Source organism: Dorea sp. OM07-5 (assembly GCF_003481355.1).
Classification (GTDB): domain Bacteria; phylum Bacillota; class Clostridia; order Lachnospirales; family Lachnospiraceae; genus Dorea_D; species Dorea_D hominis.
Genome location: NZ_QUKZ01000007.1, coordinates 76,294 through 94,560 on the forward strand (window position 1 = coordinate 76,294; position 18,267 = coordinate 94,560).

At 36.4% G+C, this 18,267-nt stretch carries 21 protein-coding genes and 2 pseudogenes; 10 read left to right on the top strand and 13 right to left on the bottom strand.

What is annotated here, in order from left to right:
* Positions 1–128 precede the first annotated feature (128 nt).
* Positions 129–848, top strand: a pseudogene (locus DXC04_RS08370) (LacI family DNA-binding transcriptional regulator); the annotation flags it as partial.
* Positions 849–976: 128 nt separating this feature from the next.
* On the opposite strand, the gene DXC04_RS08375 reads toward DXC04_RS08370, so the two are convergent.
* Both DXC04_RS08375 and DXC04_RS08380 read right to left on the bottom strand, forming a co-directional pair.
* Positions 977–1,846, bottom strand: coding sequence for an AraC family transcriptional regulator (locus DXC04_RS08375; RefSeq protein ID WP_118520709.1), 870 nt, complete (start codon positions 1,844–1,846; stop codon positions 977–979).
* Positions 1,847–1,854: 8 nt separating this feature from the next.
* On the bottom strand, positions 1,855–3,177 hold the full coding sequence (locus DXC04_RS08380; protein ID WP_118660793.1) for an MATE family efflux transporter: 1,323 nt from the start codon (positions 3,175–3,177) through the stop codon (positions 1,855–1,857).
* 117 nt (positions 3,178–3,294) lie between these two features.
* Here DXC04_RS08380 and DXC04_RS08385 point away from each other — a divergent pair.
* Positions 3,295–3,621: pseudogene (locus tag DXC04_RS08385) on the top strand (transposase); the annotation flags it as partial.
* A 358-nt stretch (positions 3,622–3,979) separates the two neighbouring features.
* Here DXC04_RS08385 and DXC04_RS15530 read toward each other — a convergent pair.
* The 3 genes from DXC04_RS15530 to DXC04_RS08405 all read right to left on the bottom strand — a co-directional run bounded on the left by DXC04_RS15530 (position 3,980) and on the right by DXC04_RS08405 (position 4,505).
* On the bottom strand, positions 3,980–4,117 hold the full coding sequence (locus tag DXC04_RS15530) for a hypothetical protein (RefSeq protein WP_199692537.1): 138 nt from the start codon (positions 4,115–4,117) through the stop codon (positions 3,980–3,982).
* 62 nt (positions 4,118–4,179) lie between these two features.
* Positions 4,180–4,305, bottom strand: a complete 126-nt coding sequence (locus DXC04_RS08400) for an Arm DNA-binding domain-containing protein (protein ID WP_330426448.1) — start codon at positions 4,303–4,305, stop codon at positions 4,180–4,182.
* 11 nt (positions 4,306–4,316) lie between these two features.
* Positions 4,317–4,505, bottom strand: coding sequence for a helix-turn-helix transcriptional regulator (locus DXC04_RS08405; RefSeq protein ID WP_118660797.1), 189 nt, complete (start codon positions 4,503–4,505; stop codon positions 4,317–4,319).
* A gap of 157 nt (positions 4,506–4,662) precedes the next feature.
* On the opposite strand from DXC04_RS08405, the gene DXC04_RS08410 reads away from it, so the two are divergent.
* From DXC04_RS08410 to DXC04_RS08420, 3 genes are read left to right on the top strand one after another with little or no spacing between them, the layout of a single operon-like run.
* Positions 4,663–5,271: a helix-turn-helix domain-containing protein gene (locus DXC04_RS08410; RefSeq protein ID WP_118660799.1), complete on the top strand. Its 609-nt coding sequence runs from the start codon at positions 4,663–4,665 to the stop codon at positions 5,269–5,271.
* A gap of 31 nt (positions 5,272–5,302) precedes the next feature.
* On the top strand, positions 5,303–5,584 hold the full coding sequence (locus tag DXC04_RS08415) for a hypothetical protein (RefSeq protein WP_118660801.1): 282 nt from the start codon (positions 5,303–5,305) through the stop codon (positions 5,582–5,584).
* Positions 5,585–5,593: 9 nt separating this feature from the next.
* A complete protein-coding gene (locus DXC04_RS08420) occupies positions 5,594–6,031 on the top strand; it encodes a hypothetical protein (RefSeq protein ID WP_118660803.1) in 438 nt (145 codons plus the stop codon).
* 258 nt (positions 6,032–6,289) lie between these two features.
* Here the strand turns inward: DXC04_RS08420 and DXC04_RS08425 are convergent, their stop codons facing one another.
* The 8 genes from DXC04_RS08425 to DXC04_RS08460 form a co-directional block, all read right to left on the bottom strand.
* Positions 6,290–7,693, bottom strand: coding sequence for an ATP-dependent nuclease (locus DXC04_RS08425; RefSeq protein ID WP_118660805.1), 1,404 nt, complete (start codon positions 7,691–7,693; stop codon positions 6,290–6,292).
* A 373-nt stretch (positions 7,694–8,066) separates the two neighbouring features.
* A complete protein-coding gene (locus DXC04_RS08430) occupies positions 8,067–8,792 on the bottom strand; it encodes a helix-turn-helix domain-containing protein (RefSeq protein WP_118660807.1) in 726 nt (241 codons plus the stop codon).
* Between the two features lie 276 nt (positions 8,793–9,068).
* A complete protein-coding gene (locus DXC04_RS08435) occupies positions 9,069–10,313 on the bottom strand; it encodes a plasmid recombination protein (protein WP_199692538.1) in 1,245 nt (414 codons plus the stop codon).
* Between the two features lie 257 nt (positions 10,314–10,570).
* On the bottom strand, positions 10,571–10,804 hold the full coding sequence (locus DXC04_RS08440; protein ID WP_118660811.1) for a complexin-2: 234 nt from the start codon (positions 10,802–10,804) through the stop codon (positions 10,571–10,573).
* A 72-nt stretch (positions 10,805–10,876) separates the two neighbouring features.
* On the bottom strand, positions 10,877–11,887 hold the full coding sequence (locus DXC04_RS08445; RefSeq protein WP_118660813.1) for an AAA family ATPase: 1,011 nt from the start codon (positions 11,885–11,887) through the stop codon (positions 10,877–10,879).
* 133 nt (positions 11,888–12,020) lie between these two features.
* Positions 12,021–12,383, bottom strand: a complete 363-nt coding sequence (locus DXC04_RS08450; RefSeq protein ID WP_118660815.1) for a plasmid mobilization protein — start codon at positions 12,381–12,383, stop codon at positions 12,021–12,023.
* A complete protein-coding gene (locus DXC04_RS08455; RefSeq protein ID WP_118660817.1) occupies positions 12,376–13,461 on the bottom strand; it encodes a site-specific integrase in 1,086 nt (361 codons plus the stop codon). Before DXC04_RS08455 ends, DXC04_RS08450 begins: the two co-directional genes overlap by 8 nt.
* Positions 13,462–13,475: 14 nt before the next feature.
* Complete coding sequence (locus DXC04_RS08460) at positions 13,476–13,664, bottom strand: hypothetical protein (protein ID WP_003019365.1); 189 nt, start codon at positions 13,662–13,664, stop codon at positions 13,476–13,478.
* A gap of 177 nt (positions 13,665–13,841) precedes the next feature.
* Here DXC04_RS08460 and DXC04_RS08465 point away from each other — a divergent pair, with 177 nt between their 5' ends.
* From DXC04_RS08465 to DXC04_RS08485, 5 genes are all read left to right on the top strand, one after another.
* Positions 13,842–14,273, top strand: coding sequence for a helix-turn-helix domain-containing protein (locus DXC04_RS08465; protein WP_118660819.1), 432 nt, complete (start codon positions 13,842–13,844; stop codon positions 14,271–14,273).
* A gap of 94 nt (positions 14,274–14,367) precedes the next feature.
* Positions 14,368–15,018 carry a hypothetical protein gene (locus DXC04_RS08470; protein ID WP_118660821.1) on the top strand — a complete coding sequence of 217 codons (651 nt, stop codon included), beginning with the start codon at positions 14,368–14,370 and terminating at the stop codon, positions 15,016–15,018.
* 305 nt (positions 15,019–15,323) lie between these two features.
* A complete protein-coding gene (locus DXC04_RS08475; protein WP_023921589.1) occupies positions 15,324–16,499 on the top strand; it encodes a MarR family transcriptional regulator in 1,176 nt (391 codons plus the stop codon).
* A gap of 2 nt (positions 16,500–16,501) precedes the next feature.
* Positions 16,502–17,032 carry a hypothetical protein gene (locus tag DXC04_RS15445; protein ID WP_005333547.1) on the top strand — a complete coding sequence of 177 codons (531 nt, stop codon included), beginning with the start codon at positions 16,502–16,504 and terminating at the stop codon, positions 17,030–17,032.
* Between the two features lie 132 nt (positions 17,033–17,164).
* Complete coding sequence (locus DXC04_RS08485) at positions 17,165–18,013, top strand: MerR family transcriptional regulator (protein WP_005333545.1); 849 nt, start codon at positions 17,165–17,167, stop codon at positions 18,011–18,013.
* Positions 18,014–18,267 lie beyond the last annotated feature (254 nt).

Genomic DNA, 18,267 nt, shown 5'->3' on the forward strand with positions numbered 1-18,267 from the left:
TGTGCTTTTCGCACCACTTATGAAGAAATAAACTCCAAAATAACTCCATTTTACTCTTTATTATTTTGTTGTTCTTCTCTTGCGTACAGGAGATCCAATGCCTGACATACAACATCACTCATGCTCTGATTGTACCTGTTGATGTTCAGATGCAACGCAACCAACATTATGATGTTTTTATGCTGGAACATGATTATGTGGGCGCATTTGCACTTGGCTTTTCTCTGAATGATCCATGGATCCGTGACTTTAAAACCAGCCATACACCTGCCGTACTTTTCGATAACTATATTATTGGAAATCCGACCACCGCTTATGTAGGTATCGATAATGATGAGGGAATGGAAATTGCTGTCTCTTATCTTACCAGACTCGGACACCGGAATATCGCCTATCTCAGCGGTTCCCTTGGATCTCAGATTCTCCAGATACGACATGCAGCCTTTCTCCGTGCCATGCACCAACATGGACTGAAGACTTCTCCTGCCACCACCGGCTGCGCTTATTATCTGTCAGAATGTATGGAGAAACATTTACCTCGTTTTCTGGAAAATGGAACAACAGCCATCATCTGCAGCCAGGATACCCTTGCGAATGCAGCTCTTATCCAATGCCAACAGCTCGGATATCAGGTTCCTGATGATGTCAGCATTATCGGATTTGATGATCTGCCAATCGCTGCTTATACATCACCTCCACTGACTACAATCAGACAAGATCGTATTGAACTGGGAAAAAGTGGATTCTTTGCGTTATCCAGTCTTCTTAATGGCGTTTCAATCAGTACATTTTTATTGCATACACAGCTGATTGAAAGGAAATCTACAGGAAATGTTCCTGTAGCATAAAATTGCCTGATTATTTATTGATTGAGCAGACTGATAACAGCTCTATACAACAAAAGGTTAGGAAACTCCCTTTCAGGTGTTCCCTAACCTTTTGTTTGTAACATCGTTTATGTTTCTTTCACACTCCGCTAAATCCATGTACTCGGCTCATTTTTTCTATATTTTAACGGAGACACTCCATATGTTTTTTTGAAGCTTCTGATAAAATAACTTACGTTCTGATAGCCACTGAGCATTGCAACCTCTGTAACTGGAATGTCCGAATTTTGTAACAACTGTTTTGCATGCTCCAACCGCAAATATGTAACATATTTTGAAAGCGTAATATGAAAATGTTCTTTAAAATATTGCGATACATATTTTTCAGAAAGATGGAACTGTTCCCCAAATTCCTTTAATGATATCTCCCCTGTAAAACTCTGCTGTATGTATGAAATCATCTCTTTTTCTACAGTATTTCTTCCACTTTTATCATTTTCGATTATAAATCCATTCTCCCACATGTGAAGAATAAATTGTAAAAGAATTATTTTTGTCTTTATCTGAACAGCTATTTCCAACTTCTTTTCATCATTTTTTGCCATATATATTTCGGCCAACTGCTCACACAACTCTTTTGCTGCATCCTTGATCCTTGGTCTTATCATCAAATGACCATTTTTTAATGGAGTAAGCAATTTATCATCTAACATGTCATCTGTGCAAAAAGAGATATATTCAAGTGGAAAAAGGAAAGTAAAATAATCCACTTCTCCAGCCTGTGAACCCATGAAATGCAGATTGCCCGGCGACACTACAAAAGCATCCCCGGGGGTTCCAATATAATTTTCTCCTGATATACTTACAGTCAAAAACCCACTTTTTACATATATAATTTCCAGTTCATCATGCCAATGTACCGGTATCTGAAATGATCGTCCCTCATTTTTTATATGATATGTACTAAACGGATCATCCTTTGTACCATGCGGTTTATTTTCCTTTAATTCAAAGTACATAATCTCTCCTATACTTCTATAAGACCTTTACTTTTCCATTTTCCACTCTTCCATCTAAGTACCATTCCCACAGCTCTCGCACATTCGTCACCTGCCATAGCAATATATGATCCTACAGCCAGAAGTCCCATGTGTATTCCGAGAAAATAAGTTCCGCCAACTGCAAACAAATACATAAATATTGCACCTAGTATAACCGGGAAAAGTGCGTCTCCACTCGTTTTTAATGCCTGACCATATACAAGGTTTGTTACCCTTCCAAATTCAAGAAAGACATCTACTATTAACAACTTTACCACAAGATTTATCATCTGTGTATCATCAGTAAATATATGCACGATAAAATGTCCTGCCAATGCAAATGTCACGGAAAAACAGGTCGCTGTGATGATACCGTATATCGCAGCTTTTCTCGTTCCCCTGTTACATTCCTCAAACTCTTTTGCTCCAATTCTCCAACCGGTCATAATTGCATTTGCCTGAGCAAGGGCAGCTCCCACACAATATGAGAAATTTGCAATCTGTACAGCATATGAGCGTGCTGTAACATTCATTCCATCCACATCCATCTGATTCATAAAACGCACAATAAAGGTCATTGCGATGTTGTAAAGTGCTGTTTCAAGCGCAGAAGGAAAACCAATCTTAACAATCTGCGCAAATATCTTTCTTGATGCAATTCGCTCAGGACTCTGTTTTGCTTTTATAAGCACAGCCCCCATACCTGCTACAATAATAAGATTTACAACTCTTGAAATAACCGTGGCAACAGCAACTCCCATTACACCCCAGTTGAATACAAATAAGAATACTGAATTAAGTATTATATTGAGAACATTTCCAACAACAGTTCCTATCAAAGAATGTTTTGTATATCCAAACACTCTCAAATAACTGGAGAAAATAGGAATCAGTGCATTTAAAAAACATGCGCCGCCAACAATTCTAAGATATATTTCAGCCGGCTCAAGCAAAGCCGGAGCAATACTTACGATTCGAAGTATCCCACCAGAAAAAGTAGCAAGAATGACAGACATTACGATACCTATCAATGCGTTGAATATAAGTCCAAGTTGTCTTGCCTGATACGCTATCCCCAGTCTTCCGGCTCCGATATTTTGTGACATAACAGCTATCATACCCGACGATATTACGCCGAACATGATAATAAAAACACCTATATATGTATTTGCTGTTCCCACTGCTCCTACAGCCTGGTCGCTTACAGATGATAGCATAAGCGTATCGACCATACCTGAAAGCATATAAAATAAAGTTTCTAAGCATATTGGCACAGATAACTGTGTTAATGTTTTTCTTTCAGCTGCCATAGTTTTCTCCTCACATACAATTCAAGAATACTATATCAATAATACAATATATTTCTATGTAATTCTTGTATAATATCCTGTGAAAATTGCACTATTTCTACTTTATCTTAAAAAGTACTAGATCGTGTTACTGAAAAATGGACCGCAAAATACCCGAATTCTATGAAACGCTGGTATGATAACTGGGATGCAATAACGCCGATTTTCAAGTTTTCACCGGATGTCGGAAAGGTTATTTACACGACCAATGCAATTGAAAGTCTGAATTCTACCTACCGTAAGCTCAACCGTCAGAGAAGCGTATTTCCAAGTGATACAGCACTCCTGAAAGCCCTGTATCTGGCAACTTTTGAAGCCACAAAAAAATGGACTATGAGCATTAGAAACTGGGGACGGGTCTACGGTGAACTCAGCATTATGTATGAGGGACGACTCCCAGAATAACAGAATCTATATGCATGATGAGAAGGACGTTTTTGACGTCTGCTCTTGACATGCCCGAAATCATGTCGTATATATATAGCAAGAGCTGGAAGCTCTAATTTAGCGCTTCCAGCTCAATCATTATCATAGAAGATTATTATTTATAGACTTTTCTTCATCGTCTCCAGATTGCCAAAGCCATGCACTCTGACATCAACCTGATTGCCCTGAAAGTTGATACACTCAACTCACAAGGCTAACAGTTCAGGAAACATGAACACAGGAGCGATTTTCTCAAATATAATAGGCAAATGTAAAGACCGCCATTTTTTTAACAAAAATGGCGGTTCAATGTTTTTACAAAAGAGAGAATTCTTTTTTATAAATCAATTTTAAATTTATCCTTTTTTTCTGTCACAGTAGGTGTTTCATCGATTGACTCATCTTCACCATATCGATGATTACATACATCCTCAACATCTTTATAAATTTCATCGTCAATATCTTTTACAACCATAAATTTATTAAGTATATACTCTGGTGTCATAGATGGAAACATATCAAAACTATAACTATTTACTATTCCTCCGCCTCTCTTTTGGTCGCAAAACCTCTTTTAGTGGATTTCCGGCGTTTCTCCTGCCAATCCGTATAACGATACTGAATCAACCATTTTCCTGTTTTCTTGTCTTTTTCCGCTTTCATTCGACCACCTCCTATGTACTGAAACCATACCAGCGTTTTTCAAAATAGCGTCTGGGAACTTTACTTGCAATCACCAGAAACCCTTCTTTTTCCAGTTCCTGATTCAGCTTACGGATTAGCTTGTAAACATGACCTACAGAAACACCCAGCATTTCTGCGAGTTCATTTGCAGTAATATAAATCTTGTTGTTTTCTGCCATATATACATCCTCCTTTTCATTATAGCGTTATCGCTACATTTTGTGTCTTCATTATATGTAGCGGCTTCGCTATTGTCAAGTATTTTGAAATGCTAGTAGAAAAATTTTTTCAAACATGGTATAATGTAGCCATCTCGATACATGGAGGACGATAAGAATGACCATAGGAGAAAAAATCAAATACTGCAGAAAACAACTCGGAATCACGCAAGATAAACTGGCTGAGCTGACCGGTATCCATCCGGTTTCTATCCGAAAATACGAAACCAATAAAATGCAGCCACAACCTCCTCAGTTAGAGAAAATTGCAGCTGCACTCGGTGTCAGTTATAATGCTTTGAATGGCAGTGATACTGCCGGACTTCGTCTAGAAACAGTCGGTGATCTGATGGGCGTACTTATGGTCCTTTGCAATTCCGGCATCCTCCAGATCAGCGGAGAGCGTGGAGAAGACAAGTTGTTAAAAGATGATACTGTATCTATCAATCTGAATCCGGTTCTTTCTTCTTATCTCGAAATCGGATATACCAGCAGAGGGAAAGCACATACGCTGTCTTTGCAGGATGCTTTATTGAATATTAGAAGTTATAAAGTATTTAATGACCTGTTGAAATGGGAAAAATTGAATTACATCTACCAGAGCGCATTGAAATCCGCTGGGGATAATCCAAATGAAGCAACACAGGTAGCTATAGATGAAATAGTAGAAACAAAGGAAAAAGTTGAGTTGGAATTGCAAAGATCAAAAATATCAATTTTTTCATAGTTATGTTTAAAAATATTATGGAGGATTTACAATGAAAGTTGAACAGTCAAAACTAAATGAATACCTTAAAAAAATTCACGGTTCAGTATGCCCTTTATGTGGAAATAATCACTGGAATATATCTGACCAAGTATTCCAAGCCGTAGAGTTTGACTATAAAGGAATTTTGATAGGTGGAACATCATTCCCTATGGTTCCTTTAACATGCGATAACTGTGGAAATACTTACTTCATTAATGCACTAAAATCTGGACTTATAGATCCACCTGATCCAGAAAATCCATCAGTTACTAAATCTGAAAACGAAAAGTAGGTGACTATATTGGCAAATGATAATATAAGAATAGAAAATAGTAATATTCCAAATATAAGTAGTTCTTCAAGCATTGCACAGGTCAAAGAAAACGAGAATATAATTATTAGTCGTCCTGCTAATCATAATGAAATATCCATCATGGAAAACGATTGGAAACTGATACGTAACAAAGTAAATAAAATTAAAATTCAACCCCACCTAAATTTACCAGATATTATTATTGGTGCTGTCATTCCATACTGCATAGATATTATTGTTTCCTATGCAACCGGGAAAACTCCCAATTACTTTCCTGCATTTATTTGTATTGTGCTATACATACTAATAAAATGGCTTTCTAAAAAATTTTCATTTTTAACCTCTGATAATACAGATACCAATATAGTACATTTACAAGAGCTAAATGAACTACTCGACCAAGCTGATTCTTCAAAAACGAACTAATTTGTACTCAATCTGAACTCAAACCACATAACAAGAGCTCGGAAATCCGCATAAACACTGGATTTCCGAGCTCCATTTTTTTATTCGAACTCGCAAAGTTCTATCTGCTTTGTAGTGTTTCTCTGGTATTTCAGCTTTAAATCAGTTCGCTTTTGAACTGTTTTGCATGGATTCGCTATGTTTCATCTAATTGTATTGTCATTTTATTGTCATCTTCTTATCAGGCAGACCAAAATAAATATACGCAAAAGCAATACGTCAGTCATTATTAAAATAACCATTAATCTTTTGAAACAAGGATATCATTTCATCTTTATACGCTTCTTTCAAACATCCTCCCTGGGTCATCATCCCTTCCTTGAACTCCTTATTAACTTCAGGTTTATCCCTAATATCCGGTGCAGATATAATTTCACACCCATACATCGGGAAGTCTTGCTCAAACTTAAGTTTATCATCAGATTTATCTCCATCAAAAATTGCTAAAACTTTTTTATATCCTAAATCTTTTAAGATGGTAGCTATTTTAGTAATATTGGACGCCCCTCCTGATCCCCAACCAAAAAAAGCTCCATCCAAAGAAAGTTGAACAGATTCAGCTGCTTTATTATACATGATAACATCCTCTTGACCTTCCGTAATAATTATTTTATCCTCCAAAAAAAAGATTTCTTTCGCTTCTGTTCCCAAAGTATGCGGCTGATTGTAATTATTTAAAAAACCTCTTAAATTTTTTCTAGATTCTTCTGAAAGAAGAAATACTTCAATATCCCCCAAATTATTCTTAACCGTTCTATAGAGAAAGGCTCCATTTACAATTGATGAAATATCAATAAAATAAGGAGAATGTGTATTAATTATTATTTGTCTATCTTTAGAATATTGATTGAATAATGCCATAATTTTCTTTTGATAGGCGGGATGTAATGATAATTCTGGCTCATCAATAGAAATCGTGCAATGCGGTTCAGAATCATAAAGAGCATCACATATGGTAAATACACTCCATATGCCATCTCCCAATCCCTCACTACTATGTGTACAACCATTAACGATAAGTTTTAAATAATACATACCATTATCATTTTGTTCTATTGTCCACTCAAGATCATACCCCAACACTTGTCTAAGCAATTTATCAAACTGTTCTTTATTCTTCTGCATTTTAAACAGTCTAGCATTAAACTCATATATCGAAGATGAACGATTGTGAACATTCATTTGTTGATTTCGAACATAGTCATTACGATCCATATGTGATTGATTAAATTCATATTCTACAAATCTCCTAGATTGAAGAACAAATGTTTTGGGTCCATCCCACCAATCATCATCCTGCACTCCATTTTTCCTCATAATTGTTGTGCTACCACCATTTGAAATTGTATCAATTGTATAAATCTCATCTGTATCTGTTTGAAGTTTTAAATGTACTTTTCCATTCTCACATTTCATATTTCTTTTCCTCTCCGAAAAAGATGGGGGATTGTCTTTAGGAGAATTAAACGAACGTATTGCTTCCAAAATCGTTGTTTTTCCAGTATTATTAGAGCCAACCATAATTGTTAAACCACTTCCCTGACGCCCTGATGGAATAGCAAAATTAATTGTATGTTCTCTGCCAAATCCTCTTAATCCATGTATGGTTATACTTTTAATCATTATATATAATTCCTCCACTTACTATTTAACATTTTAGTCTTGTAAATCAAATTACACATCGACTAAATCCTCATACAGCCAAAACTTACAAATAAAACTTAAAATCAATTTATTTTTTATTCAATTGCACCTTTCCTCATTCCATCTTTTGAAATTTTAAAATAAATTCTATCCCTTTTTCTTTTAACCTCAACTCCATGGCTTCTTTAGCAGTAAAATGATACGAAATAATGCAAATCAACTAATCAGTACTCTTTACATTCCATAATATCATATTTTTCATATGAAAAATAGCCCAGTCCTTACAACTCTGAGCTATTTTTCCCTCACTATTATACTTCTATCAAATTGAAACTATGTACACTTTAAATTTTTAATTATTTATTGCTTCCCAAAGTTCTAAAGCTTTATGAAGAATAGTCATAAGTTCTTCCTTTCGTTCGCTTAACAACTCATTTTCACGTTTTCTTTGCTCCTCCGTCATATTTTCTGTTACATTCACTTGTTTTCCTTCCTGATCAATTTCAATCTGTCCCGGGTATAATGCTAATGTAATTTTTTTGTTCTCATCAATCATCAATGTAATATCTTGCTCTCCTTTTCGAGCAACTAAAACAAAATTCTTATTATCTAACTCGTATTTCCCAATAGCCTTTGGTTCCACCAAATAATCCACGCCATCTTCTGTCAAAGCATAATAGCCTTGATATTTTTCGATAAAATCTTTCGTCAACTCTTTTTTAAATCCAGCGTCTATCACCTTATCATACATTTTATTATGTTGCACTGTACATACAGCCAGATATACTACTACACAAACAACAATACTTAAAATAGATATTCCCACTCCCCAAAATACCTTTTTATATTTCTTATAACTATCGATTTTTTTCACCATTTGTATATCCTCCTTTAACAACTTATCCAGCGAAATATTAAATTCATCACTGATTTGAATAATTGTTTGCAAATCTGGATAACTTTTCTCATGCTCCCAATTTGAAACTGTTTGCCTTGTTACATGAAATATTTTTGCCAAATCCTCCTGTGTCATTTTTCTTTCTTTTCTGATTTCGATAATTTTTTCACCGATATTCATTTGCTTACCTCCTTTAGCCATATTATTACTCACCTTCATGCTTGATGGCTAGCAATACAGCTTTGCATATCCCAAAATATTACGCAAATTTCCTTTGCCATACTGTTATTCAGGCTTTATAGTACATAAAACATGCTATTTTCATCTTTCATTTCTAAGCTATTATACATTATAGTTTCTTAACTTTCATTCTTGATTTTCTTTTTATCATCATTATTTCAAAAGAAAAATAGTCCAGAATCTGTTCTGAACTATTCCTTTTTTACAATCCCATTTTTATCTACCATCTCTATCTGTTCGTCTCTTTTTGATTTTTTGTTTTGCATTTGCCTGTTCCAAATGTTTTGCCACTTCTATTGCTTCCTTGACCTTATTTTCTCCCAAAACAGCTACAACCCGATTCATATCATATGCCACATTTAACAAAGCTATATTCTCTTTCTTTATAACAGATATTTCCTCTCTCAACCGATCTACACGATTTTCAAGATCCAGGTTTCGATCTGATAGCTTTTGATTTTTGTTTTTCAAATCCAAACACTTGCTATATAATGCCTGTATCATGTTCGCAACTTTTTTCACCAAAGGAAATATCCTCTTCCGATAAGATTTTGCAGACTCTAAAGTTCCGGCTTCCGGTAGCCATTCTTCCGGATAATATCCATACTCACGTGCATGTGAGTCAACAAGTCCAGCTTTTGAATTTAGTGCAGAAAATCGTTTCTCTAACACTTCTGTCTTTTGAATTACTGTCTCTCTCTCTTTTTCTACCTGTTCTTTTTCCTTTTGAATCTCATTCACACATTCACTGATATCATGCAAATTATGTTCCAATAACTTCTTATGTTCCGTTAATTCTTCTACTTCCTGTTCTCGAACCTTTTTCTTGTAATCCAATACAGAAAGATGTGTTTCATGAGTTCCTTTCTGCTCCCATTCTATCTCATTTTCCCTCATGACCATAGCTAGTTTTTCCTTTTCCGATTGCACCCATTGATTTAACTCCGTCTCACTTCTAGACCCACCTTTAAATCCTAATGATGATAATGCTTGTTTTAGAGATACCCTTGTATCGAGTCCTCGCTTACTTCCTGTAACATAGGGAATAAAATCAATATGCAGATGTGGGGTTGCTTCGTCTAAATGTAGATGTGCAGCAAATACTCGCAACGTAGGATTCCGTTCTTGAAATCCTTTCATGTATCCATCTAATATCTTTGCAGCAAGTTGTCCTTCCATCGTTTCTGATCCCATATTGTCTTTATCACCGATCTGAATAATAACCTCATGAAATAATTTTTCTTGTTTTCCGGAACGTATCTTTTCGTAGTAATCATCGATCTTACGATCTTTTCGAGTCTGTTTATCGTTGTAACGCTTCAAGGCGTCGTCAAATAATTCATGATATACGTCTTTGATATCTTCATTACAATATTCAACATTCCAATGGGTTCTGTTCGGATCCGTATTCTTTGCATGAAATTTTCTACTATTATGGTTCAGGGAGCCTTTCCCTGTCATAAAACTAATTGTCCTCTTCAATAAATCTCCTTTCATTCATTTTAAAACGCTAGATATGACGATTATGTTTTGTTACTTTTGTCAAAAGTAACGCAAAAGCACTTTCGACAGCCTAACGTCCATCAAAAGTACCCTTGCGCCCTGCCGGGAGCTTTCAAATCAGCCAGTACCGTATCGGCTACACTCTACGACAATTTTCCTTGTTTGATATTCACAGGTGCGTGCCACGCTCCTGTTCTATATTCCCCAAACAAACATCACCATCGATAACTGGCTGACACTCCACGCTTATCTAAATATTCCTGTCGTGCTTTCTCCTGCTCTTCCTCAGAAGGAGCAGTCTTATACTTCGTATAGAGTTCATGTCTGACTAATGCATCCAATTTTTCTTCCAAGCCATTTCGAATCTCTTCTTCATACTGAGCATCTGAACACAGATGATAAAAGATCAATTTTCGAAACAGTTCATAATCAATCTGTACTTTTTTCATTGCTTCACTCCTTTTTATTCAAGGTGGCAAGATTCCCTATTCTTTAAGATATGGTAATCTTGCCATCTTCCTTTACTCGTCTTGTAACATCCAGAACCATTTATTTCCTATCTTCACAGAATCAATCTGTAATTCCTTCTTCGCATTCCAAAGTGTTTTCTTTTTAATTCCTCGTTCTTCTGCTTCTTCCGCTATTTTTGCCTGTTCCATTGATCCATTTGCTAAGATCTCTTTTAAAAATTCTTTCGTACTTCGGATCTTTTGCCCTCGTCCATCACCAGACAATAAGTCCTCTACACTGATGTCATATTTTCCAATCCAATGAAATCCTTTTTCTTTGTCTAATCGAAAGGCGATAGCATCTCCTTCCGGAGCAAGAGAACTCTTTACATGACAGATCACTCGGATTTCCGGTTCATCTTTCACTCTTCCAACAATCAACACGCTTCTTGCTGCCGCTTGAAAGTCAATAGACCCCAATCCACGATAGGATGATTTTCCATTACTATTCTTATTCATATGACCGATCAGAATAATGGCACATTGATATTTCTCTGCTAATACAGAAATTCTTTTCATCAATGGACGAATCTCATTTGCCCTATGCATATCAACACCAACCCCAAGAAAGCCTTGAATTGGATCTAATACTACAAGTCTTGCTTTCGTCTGTATGATTGCTTCTTCCAGCCTTGCATCTACCATTGTTAATGGCTGTTCCTGGTCATCAATCACCAAGACTCTGGAACAATCAGCCCCTGCCGCTAACAATCTCGGTTTGATCGTATCGCCCAATCCATCTTCAGCTGTTTGATAAATCACATTGATTGGCTCTACACCTATCTCTTCGGATTTTCCTTCGCTTGTTTCACTTAATATTGCTTCTCCTTTTGTTAACTTTGCAATAATCTGCAACACCACGGTGGTCTTACCCTCTCCAGGATCTCCCTGAATAATGGTGACCTTCCCGTATGGTATGAATGGATAAAAGAGCCACTCGATTTCTTCCACTTCAACCTGATCCATGTGGATCAATTTCAGGCATGGTTCTGCCTTTTTTACTTCTTTATAATTATCTTCCATTTCCACCTCCTGCCCAACCGGGCAAGTCCCTGGCAAACAGAATTTAGCAATTGTTGTAACAACAATTTTGTGATATACTCAAGTTGTTAAGGTGATATATCAGTTATTCTGATGATCAGGAAACTTGCTCAGATTATTTCTGGGCTTTTTCTTTTGTCCTTCTTTCATAGTTCCTTTCTTCTGCAAATGCATTTAATATTTCCAACATCGTTCGAATAGGTGTAAACAACTCTTCATCGGCATCCTCTAATGTAGTCAACCTTTTCAGTTCCTCTTCAATCCCTTTAAGTTGTTTTCTAAACTGTACTAACATCAACGGATTTCCTACTGCTGTAACTTTTTGATGTAAAACGCTTTCAATGATATATTCTTGTCTCGTCTGATATCCACAAAGTTTCACTCTTAAATCTAATTCTGCATCTTCTTCCGGAGACATTCGAAATGCTATGGTTACATTACGCCACCGATTCTTGCTATCCCTATTTTTTTCACTCATCCAGATATTCCTCTCTTTCCTGATTTAGGTTTTCCGCCATTTCTGTTTGGATTGTCGGGAACAAATGTGCATATCGATATGTGATCTCCACACTTTCATGCCCTACCCTTTCTCCAATTGCCACTGCAGAATATCCCATATTGATCAACAATGACACGTGAGAATGTCGTAAATCATGGATTCGTATTCTCTTCACTCCTGACAACTTTACACCACGATCCATTTCATGATGAAGATAGCTCTTTGAAATTTGGAATATCCTGTCATTTTCATTTAAACCATACAGCATTCCTATATACGCTTCTAATTCTTCGCTTAAAAATTCTGGCATGGTGATCATACGATTACTCTTCACAGTCTTTGGATCCGTAACAATATCCTTCCCCTCTAATCTTTGATAAGATTTATTGATCCGGATAGTACAAGCCTGAAAATCGAAATCTGCCGGTGTCAGCGCTAACAACTCTCCCATACGGACTCCACACCAATATAGAATTTCAAATGCATAAAAGGAGATCGGCTTATCCGCCACCGCTTCAATGAACTTCATATACTCTTCTTTTGTCCAGAAAAGCATCTCTTTTGTTCTTTCTTTTCCCATAGATCCAGCCTTGCGTGCAGCGTTGCTTTTCAAATCATAGAAATTAACTGCATGATTCAAAATTGCACTCAGCTGATTATGGATGGTCTTTAGATAGACCTGCGAATAGCCTTCTCCTTGTTTATTCCGATAGTTCATCATGGTGTTCTGCCACTGTCGAATATCGGAAGGTTTTATTTCCTGCAACTTCTTTTTCGAAAAATATGGGAGAATCTTTTTTTCTACAATATGCTTTTTCGTCAGCCAGGTATTATATTTGATTCTGGATTTGATATCATTCAGATAAAGATCTACGAAATCTTCAAAATACATATCCAGACTCAAATTCTCCTTTAATTTAAACGCTCTTTCCCATTCCTGAGCATCACATTTGCGTTTAAATCCCCTTTTCGTCTTCTGCTTTCTTACGCCGGTCCAGTCCTTATAATAAGTTCTCACCTCGTAAGTATTTGACTTTTGGTTTTTAATTACTGTCAAAACATCACCTCCTGCTATTTCATTTCGTTCATACCGTAAACTCGTTCTTCAAAATATTTACGGCTGATTTTTCCCTTGACAACAACGAAACCTTTTTGTTCTAATTCAGCATTTAACTGACGGATCAAACGATACGCATAGGAATCAGATACTTCTAATTCTTTCGCTACTTCTTTTGCTGATATAAATAATTTACTAGCCATCTATATCCCTCCTTTCCTTTTTCAGTTCATTATCGAACGGTGTATATGCATCATAACATTTCATTTCCGTACTGTCAATAGAATAATTTCAAAAATGAACGGTTTTGTTTTTGTATTTCATTTTTGAACTGTTTATGTTATACTTTTAAGTAACAATCAGCAAAGGAGTGTTTTCCCATGACAGTAGGTGAGAAAATAAGAAAATTCCGGATCGATCAAGGATATACACAGAAAGAATTGGCAATCATGTCCGGATTGAGCGAATCGGCAATTAGAAATTATGAACTTGGAAATCGTTTCCCATCATCAAAACAATTAGAAAAAATAGCAAACTCATTAAAGATCAGTCCATACGCCATGTCTGATCCAAACTTTGATACTTATGTTAGTGTCATGCACGCATTATTTGCTTTAGAGGATCAATATGGGCTGCACGCCTACCGAGATGAATCAGGTGTACCTCAGCTCATGTTTAAGGACAAAGGTCACGATTCTTTAAATATGCTGGAGCATATTGGAACATGGGCTGATATGTACCAGAAATTCAGAAATGAAGAGATTACAGAAAAAGAATATTTAGACTGGAAGAGTCAATTCCCAAATGATTAAACAATACAAGAAAACTCTCTATGCCATAAAGCATGACAAAAAAAGTTGGCATTTTCTCTAAATAATAATCATTTTCCATAAGGAGTTATTACAAATGAAAGAACGAGTATTTATTAAAAAAAATATCTTTACTAGCGTAATGTTTGGAGCTGTTTTTCTTTTTGTTCTTTTTGAAAGTATCTTTTATAGAGATAATCTATCAGGAATTGCTTTTCTAATATCCATACCAATTTTTATATTGTCACTAATAAAAATTATTATTGATATATCAGAAGATATAAATGATAAAATCACCTCATTTTTAAGCAATGTTGAAAATTATCCAACATACTATGATGATTTTTCATGGGAATATCTGGAACAAATAAATGCATGTAGTGATAATACTTTTAAAGACACAATTGAAAACATTATATCCGATAAACCCAATTTGAATCATTTAAAAGATGATTTATTTAATTACTATCAATCAAGAAAATACAGAGAAACTATACGTTCCTGCAGAAGATTCTTTTTATACATATATTATACCTTACTTATGATAGTACTTCTACTTCTGTTACTGCACACAGAATTATACCATCTTCTTAGCAATAGTCCGTTCTTTTCATCTATAAATATGAATTTATTTACCTTATGGTCTTTAATAATTCTACTCTTTGAAATAATGATGAAAAATATAGTAGAAGATATTATATCAGTTATTATTCAAAAATTCATCGGAATTAATCTTGAATATTATTAAAGTATTGTCATTTGATTGTCACTAGACGTAGAAAGAGCCAAGAAATCCCGTAAAATAGGCATTTCTTGGCTCTAATATATTATTCAAACTCCAGACAGACAGTACGGAGTATTAACGCATATAGACGATTTTAAAGGCTTTTTAACCAGTTAAGAGCAACATAGCCACATAATCTAAATTTTAAAAATGCAATAAAAATGCAATGAGTGACACGACTACTTGCTATACTTCCATCGGCTTCTTCTTGATACCAACACTATGAAAAGTCCGATTACAATTAAATATACTTTGAAAGGAAGATCACCATGAATTACAAATTAGAACTCAAACAAATCGTGGAATTTCCACGCTGTCGCATTTACCGTGACTTCATACAAACTTTAATCACTACCAAGAGCATCCGAACTACCGGGGGCTCTTTTCTTTTTTATTATCTGGTATTATGCTCCTATGCAAATTACCGCACATCCTACCGCCGGATGGAACACATTACCTATACCATTGGTCCAGGAGAGTGGATCTGCACAGTCACAGATCTTCAGGAATGGTTTCGCTGCCGTTTCCAACATCAAGCGTTGTCCATCCTTCGATTTTTTGAAGAGCAGAATTACATTACCTACTCTCTTCTCGGCAAAAACCGCCTGGTCAAATTCAAAATATCAGACTGGCCCAAAGACAATACCGTATTGGAATACAACTATCCCTGTAAAAAAGATACAGGGTTTTTCTTTTTCCCGATTGCCAAAGTTCACGAACTAATTGGCATTGGAAAATGCTCGGAAATGGATGTTATTCTGGATCTGTGGATTCATGCAGTTTACAACGATTCCTCTGTCCTGGGATCTGATTCCGGTCCCATTGTCTATTACCGGGATAATACCGGAAATCCCCTTACCAGCTTTAATGAACTGGGTGAAAGGTGGAGTCTGTCAAAGGCATCGGTATCACGACTCTTGAAGAAACTGGAGGAAAAAGAATACATTACACTTATCTCATTTACAGGAAAACACGGAAGCGTAATTTATCTCAACAATTACCTGTCCGTGATGTTTAATATCAGCGACGTTATGATTGACAAGGAGGAGATCGCTATGAAGATGCAATTACCAATCCATGTACCTGAAGAAATCACTATTGAGGATTCTGCTTCTGTTAGCGTTTCAGAAACTGTCACAGACTCACAAATCACCGTTACAAAAAATGATTCCTGCGTTCCAGATTCACACATGAAATTTATCGTGCAAAAAGTCGCAGAACTATTGGATTCACAAGGGATTCCATGTTGCCACTGCTCCAAAACCCGCTATATATTATCTCCATTATCAGCCTGCAAAGATATATTTAATACATTTACTCTAAATATTATCTGTCCCTACGGAAATGCCGCTTATCGGTTTGAGTTGTCCGTAAGTCCAGGGGATGAGTCTGCCCAAAAGATGCCTGCCGTGGCAGAGCCTTCTGCACTGAAAGGGGGGGAATAGACATGGCAAACCGCAATACACAGGGATTTCCTTCACCCGAAGAAGATCCACGTTTTCACGACACCTATCAGTTTTTACGCAGATACCGGGATGCAACCTACAGCCTGAAGGTAGTCGTACACCAGATGGAGCACCAGTTTAAGCTCCAATACGACAATGACATCGACAAATTTCTGGACTCCATCTATGCTGCCGGGGCTGATCTTACCGGAAGCGACATCGAACAACGGGCAAAAAGTATTGCCAGAAGCAACCAGATGCTGAAGCTTTTGGAATCATCCATCGATCTCCTCCGGAACAATCACAAGCATGGGGAACAGTATTACTGGATTCTCTACTACGCTTTTCTCTCTCCACAGGAAATGAAAAATACAGATGAGATATTGGATAAGCTGGCTCACCACATCACCAATATTTCCTACCGCACCTATTACCGGAAACGCAGGGCTGCGATTGAAGCACTCAGTACCATCCTTTGGGGATTTACTGCAAAAGAGACATTGGATACGCTCAACAAGTTCTTTCCAGAGTAATACATATCGCCTATCTCCTCGGCTTTTCGTAATATCATAAAAATGTTATACTAAAAAATGCAAAATATATATTGACTCTCACGGAACGTCATAGCGTACAGTTATCTTATCAGGAACAGGAGGTCAGCAACTATGAGGACAGTCAAAGAAATATCAGAACTTACAGGTATCAGCGTTCGCACGCTTCACTATTACGATGAAATCGGGCTTTTAAAACCAACACAAAAAAGTGATGCGGGATACCGGCTTTATGACGATAGGGCATTGGAAATATTACAGCAGATTCTGTTTTTCCGTGAGTTTGACATTCCTTTGAAAGAAATCAAAGCTGTTCTGGAGAATCCTGCTCTTGAAAGGAACCAGATCTTGCAAATGCAGAGAAAAATGTTGGTAGCAAAGAAAGAACGTATGGAACATCTGATTGCCAGCATTGATGATATCCTGAAAGGAGAGAATAAAATGGATTTTGCGATTTTTAGTAAAACGGAAGTTGAAGAAATGTTCCAAACTATGTTTGAACATATGCCTGACAATATGAAAGAACTTGCTGTAAAAGAGTTTGGAAGCATTGAAGAATGGAAAAAGCATTATATTAAGACAGTTTCATCAGAAGAAATGCAGAAAGGCTATGCTAAAGTTGTTGAGTGGTATGGAGGAAAAGAGCAATTCCTGTCTGTTGCCAACAATCCTATTAGCAAAGAGGCTGCAGAAAGTTACAACCAACAATTTGACAATCTTTTATACAAATTAGCAGCTAAAAAAGTATGTTCACCAGATTCTTCTGAAGTAAGAGAACTTGTTTCCGAATACGGTTTTCTTATGAAACAACTTTCACAGATAAAGAAAGAACACGGTCTGATGGTTGCACAGGCTCAATATTACCGTAATGAAAAAATCAAACCTATGATAGATGAAAAATACGGCAATGGTACAGCCGAATTCTTCGCACAAGCTTTCGAAGCATTTTATAAAGACAAGTAATCATTAGAACTACACAAAAGCACAACAATACACCATGCAGGGAATCAAAATGGTTTCCTGCTTTTTTTATGCCAACCAGTGAAAATGGCACAGAAATGACCTGCTTCTGCGATTGAAGCGTAAAATTACCCATGCTACAATAGGTATTGCTTATAGTTTTCCTTATTTCCAGCACCCATAGATGGTGCTTTTTTTGTACCTGTAAATTCAATCGCTGACAGCAGGTTCTATGTACTTTGTACGTACACTATACT

What these genes read in the sequence shown, in the direction of transcription:
- DXC04_RS08415 (WP_118660801.1), top strand. Translation starts at nt 5,303, where the DNA reads ATGAAAGTTGAACAGTCAAAACTAAATGAATACCTTAAAAAAATTCAC.
- DXC04_RS08450 (WP_118660815.1), bottom strand. Translation starts at nt 12,383, where the DNA reads ATGAGTGAAAAAAATAGGGATAGCAAGAATCGGTGGCGTAATGTAACC.
- DXC04_RS08380 (WP_118660793.1), bottom strand. Translation starts at nt 3,177, where the DNA reads ATGGCAGCTGAAAGAAAAACATTAACACAGTTATCTGTGCCAATATGC.
- DXC04_RS08410 (WP_118660799.1), top strand. Translation starts at nt 4,663, where the DNA reads ATGACCATAGGAGAAAAAATCAAATACTGCAGAAAACAACTCGGAATC.
- DXC04_RS15445 (WP_005333547.1), top strand. Translation starts at nt 16,502, where the DNA reads ATGGCAAACCGCAATACACAGGGATTTCCTTCACCCGAAGAAGATCCA.
- DXC04_RS08460 (WP_003019365.1), bottom strand. Translation starts at nt 13,664, where the DNA reads ATGGCTAGTAAATTATTTATATCAGCAAAAGAAGTAGCGAAAGAATTA.
- DXC04_RS08435 (WP_199692538.1), bottom strand. Translation starts at nt 10,313, where the DNA reads ATGACAGGGAAAGGCTCCCTGAACCATAATAGTAGAAAATTTCATGCA.
- DXC04_RS08405 (WP_118660797.1), bottom strand. Translation starts at nt 4,505, where the DNA reads ATGGCAGAAAACAACAAGATTTATATTACTGCAAATGAACTCGCAGAA.
- DXC04_RS08485 (WP_005333545.1), top strand. Translation starts at nt 17,165, where the DNA reads ATGAGGACAGTCAAAGAAATATCAGAACTTACAGGTATCAGCGTTCGC.
- DXC04_RS08465 (WP_118660819.1), top strand. Translation starts at nt 13,842, where the DNA reads ATGACAGTAGGTGAGAAAATAAGAAAATTCCGGATCGATCAAGGATAT.
- DXC04_RS08475 (WP_023921589.1), top strand. Translation starts at nt 15,324, where the DNA reads ATGAATTACAAATTAGAACTCAAACAAATCGTGGAATTTCCACGCTGT.
- DXC04_RS08425 (WP_118660805.1), bottom strand. Translation starts at nt 7,693, where the DNA reads ATGATTAAAAGTATAACCATACATGGATTAAGAGGATTTGGCAGAGAA.
- DXC04_RS08440 (WP_118660811.1), bottom strand. Translation starts at nt 10,804, where the DNA reads ATGAAAAAAGTACAGATTGATTATGAACTGTTTCGAAAATTGATCTTT.
- DXC04_RS08470 (WP_118660821.1), top strand. Translation starts at nt 14,368, where the DNA reads ATGAAAGAACGAGTATTTATTAAAAAAAATATCTTTACTAGCGTAATG.
- DXC04_RS08375 (WP_118520709.1), bottom strand. Translation starts at nt 1,846, where the DNA reads ATGTACTTTGAATTAAAGGAAAATAAACCGCATGGTACAAAGGATGAT.
- DXC04_RS08445 (WP_118660813.1), bottom strand. Translation starts at nt 11,887, where the DNA reads ATGGAAGATAATTATAAAGAAGTAAAAAAGGCAGAACCATGCCTGAAA.
- DXC04_RS08430 (WP_118660807.1), bottom strand. Translation starts at nt 8,792, where the DNA reads ATGAATATCGGTGAAAAAATTATCGAAATCAGAAAAGAAAGAAAAATG.
- DXC04_RS15530 (WP_199692537.1), bottom strand. Translation starts at nt 4,117, where the DNA reads ATGGTTGTAAAAGATATTGACGATGAAATTTATAAAGATGTTGAGGAT.
- DXC04_RS08400 (WP_330426448.1), bottom strand. Translation starts at nt 4,305, where the DNA reads ATGAAAGCGGAAAAAGACAAGAAAACAGGAAAATGGTTGATTCAGTAT.